4 protein-coding genes are annotated in these 6065 nt (G+C 73.9%); 2 read left to right on the top strand and 2 right to left on the bottom strand.

Features of this window, described 5'->3' with window-relative positions; all coding sequences use genetic code 11:
• Positions 1-64: 64 nt before the first annotated feature.
• Positions 65-1114 carry a trypsin-like peptidase domain-containing protein gene (locus ABZY91_RS04235; protein WP_355399602.1) on the bottom strand — a complete coding sequence of 350 codons (1050 nt, stop codon included), beginning with the start codon at positions 1112-1114 and terminating at the stop codon, positions 65-67.
• Between the two features lie 249 nt (positions 1115-1363).
• Here ABZY91_RS04235 and galE point away from each other — a divergent pair, with 249 nt between their 5' ends.
• On the top strand, positions 1364-2353 hold the full coding sequence (galE, locus tag ABZY91_RS04240; protein ID WP_329885472.1) for a UDP-glucose 4-epimerase GalE: 990 nt from the start codon (positions 1364-1366) through the stop codon (positions 2351-2353).
• A gap of 81 nt (positions 2354-2434) precedes the next feature.
• Here galE and ABZY91_RS04245 read toward each other — a convergent pair whose 3' ends face one another.
• Positions 2435-4798 (bottom strand): PQQ-binding-like beta-propeller repeat protein, encoded by a 2364-nt coding sequence (locus tag ABZY91_RS04245; RefSeq protein ID WP_329885473.1) that lies wholly within the window; start codon positions 4796-4798, stop codon positions 2435-2437.
• Positions 4799-5255: 457 nt separating this feature from the next.
• Between ABZY91_RS04245 and ABZY91_RS04250 the strand changes: the two genes are divergently transcribed.
• Entirely contained in the window at positions 5256-5903 is a 648-nt protein-coding gene (locus ABZY91_RS04250) for a TetR family transcriptional regulator (RefSeq protein WP_266311629.1), read from the top strand.
• The last annotated feature ends 162 nt before the right edge of the window (positions 5904-6065 follow it).

Here is a 6065-nt window from a genome sequence, read left to right on the forward strand (position 1 = left end):
CGGCGGCCCGCGAACCCTTGCGCGGTGTACGGGCCGGCCGCCGCCCGGGGGCTCGGGGGACGCCCTACGGCGTCTCCAGGGTGCCGAGGGTGACCTCGGTCGTCCCGCTCCGGCCGTCCCGGGTGTAGGTGACGGTGACCTTGCTGCCCGGGGCGAGCGAGGCCAGCGCGGTGGTGAGCGAGTTCAGCGAGGTGACCTCGGTGTCGCCGATCTTCGTGATCACGTCCCCGGGCTGGAGGCCCGCAGAGGCGGCCGGGCCGCCGGGGGCGACGGCCACCACGGCGGCGCCCGCCGGCTGGAAGCTCTGGTCGAAGAAGGTCCGGGCGGTGATGCCGAGCGCGGCGCGACCGGAGTTGGTGACCTTGCCGTCCTTGATCAGCTGGTCGGCGATGCCGGTCACGGTGGACGCCGGGATGGCGAAGCCGATGCCGGGGGCGGCGGCCCCGTTGGCCTCGGGCTCGGTGGCGGCGAGGGTGTTGATGCCGATCACCCGGCTGTTCAGGTCCACCAGTGCGCCCCCGCTGTTGCCGGGGTTGATCGCGGCCGAGGTCTGCACCATGTTGCCGATGGTGGCGCCGGGCGAGCCGCCGCCGCTCGGTTCGGAGACGGTCCGGCCGGTGGCCGAGACGATGCCCTGGGTGACGCTGCTGGAGAGTCCGAGCGGGCTGCCCATGGCGAGGGTGATCTGACCCAGCTCGACCTTGGTGGAGTCCGCGAAGGCGGCCGGCCTGAGACCTCCCGGCAGGCTGCTCAGCCTGATCACCGCGAGGTCGGACTCCGGGTAGCTGGCGACCAGGGTGGCGTCCAGCGGCTTGCTGCTGTTGACCAGCGTGACGGCGAAGGTGGTGGCCGAACCGACCACGTGGGCGTTGGTGACGATGTCGCCCTTGTCGTCGTAGACGATCCCGGAGCCGAGGCCGGTGGCGGTGGTGATCTGCACCACCGAGGGCAGGACGTCCTTGATCACCCGCTGGTAGTCGTCCTGGAGCTGGTTGGCGCCGCCCGCCCGGGCGCCCGACGGGGACGACGAGGGAGCGGAGGAGGGGGCCGAGGAGGCGGACGACGAGGAGGAACCGCTGCTGCACCCGGCCAGCGCAGGAGCGGCCAGCGCCAGGGCGGTCAGTGCGGCGACCGCACCCGGAGCGAGCGGCCTCCCGGCGAACGCCTTCGGTCCGGTCGGACGCGGTCCGGCCGGGATCGGACGGGTGGGCTCCTTCTTGCGGTTCACGGTGACGGCCTCCGGCTCCCTCGGTACACGGACATGGCGCAGAGATCTTTGTCAGCATTTCACCGAAATGTCCGAATAGCCGTGCCGACTCGCCCGCTGCGTACCGAGGGAGCGGGAACGCCTAGGATCTCGGGCATGACTTGGTTGCTCACCGGTGGTGCCGGATACATCGGCACCCACGTGGTGCAGCAGCTCGTGGCGTCGGGCGAGCGGGTCGTGGTGCTGGACGACCTCAGCACCGGGAACCGCAGCGGGCTGCCGGAGGGGGTCGTCCTCGTCGAGGGCTCCACGCTGGACCGGCCCGCCGTGGACGCGGCGCTGCACGGCCACGACGTGCGCGGGGTGCTGCACTTCGCCGCCAAGAAGCAGGTCGGCGAGTCGGTCGAGCGGCCGTTCCACTACTACCGGGAGAACCTGGCCGGCCTGCAGACCGTGCTGGAGGCGGTCGTCGACGCCGGGGTGCGGCGCTTCCTCCTCTCCTCCTCCGCCGCCGTCTACGGCATGCCGGACGTCGACCTGGTCACCGAGTCCGCCCCCTGCGCGCCGATGAACCCGTACGGCGAGACCAAGCTGGCCGGCGAGTGGCTGGTCTCCTCCGCCGGCCGGGCGCACGGCCTGTCCACGGTCTCGCTGCGCTACTTCAACGTCGCCGGCGCCGCCTCGCCGGAGCTCTCCGACGCGGGCGTCCTCAACCTGATCCCGATGGTCTTCGAACGGCTCACCGCCGGCCTGGCCCCGCGGGTCTTCGGCGCCGACTACCCGACCCCCGACGGCACCTGCGTGCGCGACTTCATCCACGTCTCCGACATCGCCTCGGCCCACGTGGCGGCGGCCCGGCGGCTCTCCGCCGACCCGGCGGGCGAGACCCGCCTGGTCCTCAACATCGGCCGCGGCGAGGGCGTCAGCGTCCGGGAGGTGCTGGACGTCATCGGCCGGGTCACCGGCTACGACACCACTCCGGAGTACGCCCCGCGCCGCGCCGGCGACCCGGCCCGGGTGGTGGCCTCGGCCGACCTGATCCACCGCGAGCTGGGCTGGACCGCCCGCCACGGGGTCGAGGAGATGGTCGCCTCGGCCTGGGAGGGCTGGTGCGCGCGCCACCCGGAGGCCCGCCGCCGGCCCTAGGCCGGGCCCAGGGCCGCGAGGCCGAGACCCGGCCCCCGGGCGCGGCCCTCCCGGCCCTCCCGGGCGCACCGGGCGTACGGGTCAGTGCGAGGGCACCGCCGTCCCGTAGAACGCGTCCAGCGCGTAGACGCAGCGGTCCTTGGAGCCGACGAACACCTTCCCGCCGACCGCCACCGGGGAGCCGGTCAGCTCGCCCTTGGTCCCCAGCTCCCAGCGCAGCCGGCCGCCGGCCAGGTCCAGGGTGTGCAGCGAGTGGTCCCGGCTGCCGAGGTGGACCAGCCCGTCGGCGACGGCCGGGGAGCCGACGATCTCGCCCCGGGCCGCGTACCGCCAGCGCTCCCGCCCGGTGGCCGCCTCGAAGGCGTACAGCACCTCGCCGCTGCCGACCAGCACCATGCCGTCGCCGACCACCACCGGCTCGGCGCCCTGCCGGTTGCCGGTGGCCGCGCGCCAGCGGTCCCGCCCGGTGGCCGCGTCCAGCGCGTACACCGTGCCGAGGTAGTCGGCGACGTAGACCGCGTCGGCGTCCAGCACGGGCGGCGTGAACAGCACCACCGGGGCCTCGAACCGCCACCGCTCGGCGCCGCTCGCCGCGTCCAGCGCGTAGACCCGGGTACCGGCCGTCACGTACAGCACCCCGGCGCGCTCGGCCGGGCGGGACGGCACGTCCTCGCCGACCGGGACCGACCAGCGCAGGCCGGCGCCGCGCGGGTCGACGCAGCGCAGCCGCCCGCCGCCGTAGTAGTAGGCCGCGCCCCCCACCAGGGCCGGGCCGGACTGCGGGTTCTCGTAGTCCTGCTGGGCGTCGTCGGCGCGCCACAGCTCGGCGCCGCCGGCCGCCGAGCGCAGCTGCACGCCGCCGCCCCGGATCCCGCAACAGAGCACGCCGTCGGCGGCGTCCAGCGAGTACACCCAGCCGTCGAGCGAGTGCCGCCAGCGCTCGGCGCCGTCCGCGACGTCCACCGTGTACAGGTGGGGGCCGTCGGCGGCGTGCACCCGGCCGGCGTCCACCGCGAGCGCCCAGGCGACGTCCCGGGTCTTGTAGCGGCGCTGCCCGGAGGCGATGTCCAGCGCGTGCACCTCGAAGCTGGAGACGAACAGGGTGCCGTCGGCGACCACCGGCGTGCCCCAGACGTCGTTGGACATCCGGAACCGCCAGGGCCGCCAGCGGGCCGCCCGGGCCGGGGGCGGGGTGATCCGGCGGACCCAGTCGGTCTCCGCCGGCGCCGCGCCCGAGCCGGCCTGCTCGGCGCGCGGCCCGGGCCCTATCCGCACCGAGGCGCCGGACAGCCGCACCTCGACGGCGCTCTCCTCGGCGACCGGCGCGCGGTGGCGGCGGGGCGCGGCCAGCTTCTCGGTGGCCGGCTCCGGGTCCTGGCCGAGCGGCGTGGTGTGCACCGGCCCGGCCTGCGGCGGGGCGTGACGCCCGCCCGGCCGGGTGCGCGGGTCGTCCTGGCCGTGACCCTGCGGCGGGACCTGGTGGTGCGGCTGCGGCACCGGCGGGGCGACGGGCGGCTGCACGGGGGCGGCCGGCACGACGACCGGCGGGGGCTGCCGGCGACCGCGCTTGCGTTCGATCATGGCCAGCGCGTTGGGCGGCAGCCAGTCCCCGGCCTCGCCGGAGGCGTCGTCCCGGGAGAACAGGTGCGGGGCCAGTTCGGCCTGGATCTGCTCCGGGGTCGGCCGGTGCTCGGGAGCGGGCCGCATGCAGGCCCGGACCAGGTCGACCAGCTCGGCCGGCAGGCCGGAGAGGTCGGGCTGCTCGCGCAGCAGCTGGAACACCGTCTCGACCGGGTTCGCGCCCCGGTAGGGCGGGTGGCCGGTGGCGCAGAAGACCAGGAGCGACCCGAGCGAGAAGACGTCGCTGGCGCCGGTGACGCCCCTGCTGTCCCGGGCCTGCTCCGGCGACATGTACGCCGGGGTGCCGACCGCCACGTTGGTCATGGTCAGCCGGGTGCTGGAGACGCCGGCGGCGATGCCGAAGTCGATCACCCGGGGGCCGTCCTCGACCACCAGCACGTTGGAGGGCTTGAGGTCGCGGTGGACCAGCCCGGCCGCGTGGATGGACTGCAGCGCCTCGGCGATGCCGGCAACCAGCCAGCGCACCGCCCCGGCCGGCAGCGGCCCGCAGTCGGTGACCAGGTCCTCCAGGGAGGGGGCCGGCACGTAGGCGGTGGCCAGCCAGGGCACCCGGGCGTCCGCGTCCGCGTCGACCACGGCCGCGGTGTAGAACCCGCCGACCGTCTTGGCCGCCTCGATCTCCCGGGCGAACCGGACCCGGAACAGCTCGTCCTCCGCCAACTCCCCCCGGACGGTCTTGATCGCCACCCGCCGGCCGGACGCGGAGCGCGCCAGGTAGACCAGGCCCATTCCGCCCGCGCCGAGCCGCCCCAGTACCTCGAAGGGCCCGATTCGCCTCGGATCGTGCGCCGTCAGCTGGTCCACCCGCTGCCACCTCCCCGTTTCCGCACCGCCCGCGTGGTGCCGGACACCCGCCGCGTGGTGCCGGACCTGATTGTCCAATGCCGCCGGGTGCAACTCCAACCTCCCCCGCCCACCGGCGTTCAGTGCCGGTCCGGCGGCCCACTGCCCGGTCAGTGCCGCAGGAACGGCCGGATTCTGACGTCCGCTCCGGCCGCGGCTTGCCGCCGACACGCCCGGAGCCCCCGAGCGGGGCAGGTCACACCCGAACCGTAATCGTCACGCTCCGTTACTCGACCACCCCTCAGCGGAGGGGTCGTCACCCTGTGGCGTCAAAAGCACACGGGGGGGCGCCAAAGACGCCTCCGGGGGCGCGATGAATATCCGTCCGAAGTGCTTCACGCACCTATACCAACCCCCGTGCGGAGTAATAGTCGCATCACCGAATCGCGCCAAGATCGTGCCACGGTAAGCTGACGGCATGACAGGACAAGTTCGCACCGTCGACGGTCGCGTCGCCGGGCGACGCGGACAGGAGACGCGGCAGAAGCTGCTCGACTGCCTCCGCGAGATGCTCAGCACGTCGCCCTATCGGGACGTCAAGGTCATCGACGTCGCCCGTATGGCGGGTACCTCCCCCGCGACCTTCTACCAGTACTTCCCGGATGTCGAGGGCGCTGTCCTCGAAATCGCCGAGGAAATGGCCAAGGACGCCGACACCCTCAAAGAGCTGGTGGCCGGAAAGTCCTGGGCAGGGAAGTCCGGCACGGCCACTTCGGAAGAACTGGTCGACGGATTCCTCGCCTTCTGGCGCAAGAACGACGCCATTCTCCGAGTGGTCACGCTCGGTGCCGCCGAAGGGGACAAGCGGTTCTTCAAGATCCGCATGACCGTCCTCAACGCGGTCGCCAAGCCGCTCACGGAAGCCGTCAAGGAACTCCAGGCGAAGGGCCAGGCCGACAAGTCACTGGATCCGGCAGCGGTCGCCGGGTCACTGGTCTCGCTGCTCGCCTCCGCGGCCGAGCACCAGAAGGCCTTCACCTCCTGGGGCGTCAAGGTCAAGGACCTCAAGCCCAACCTCGCTCCCCTGGTGTACCTGGGTGTCACCGGCAAGAAGGCGCCCAAGTAGACCGATCCACTCCAACCACCCTTCCGCTTCGCGCGGCCCCGGCCTCCTGTCCGGGGTACGACGGACGGCGGCCGTGTCCTCGGGGGAGGTCCGCCGGCGGTCCGCAGCGCGCCACGACATGCCGGTGGGCGGGCACCCCAGCACGGGGTGCCCGCCCCCCCG

This window comes from Kitasatospora sp. NPDC002965, from assembly GCF_040611255.1.
Lineage (GTDB): Bacteria > Actinomycetota > Actinomycetes > Streptomycetales > Streptomycetaceae > Kitasatospora.

Bases quoted from the DNA above. Each gene is read 5' to 3' on its own strand.
- ABZY91_RS04250 (WP_266311629.1), top strand. From the start codon at position 5,256: ATGACAGGACAAGTTCGCACCGTCGACGGTCGCGTCGCCGGGCGACGC.
- galE (WP_329885472.1), top strand. From the start codon at position 1,364: ATGACTTGGTTGCTCACCGGTGGTGCCGGATACATCGGCACCCACGTG.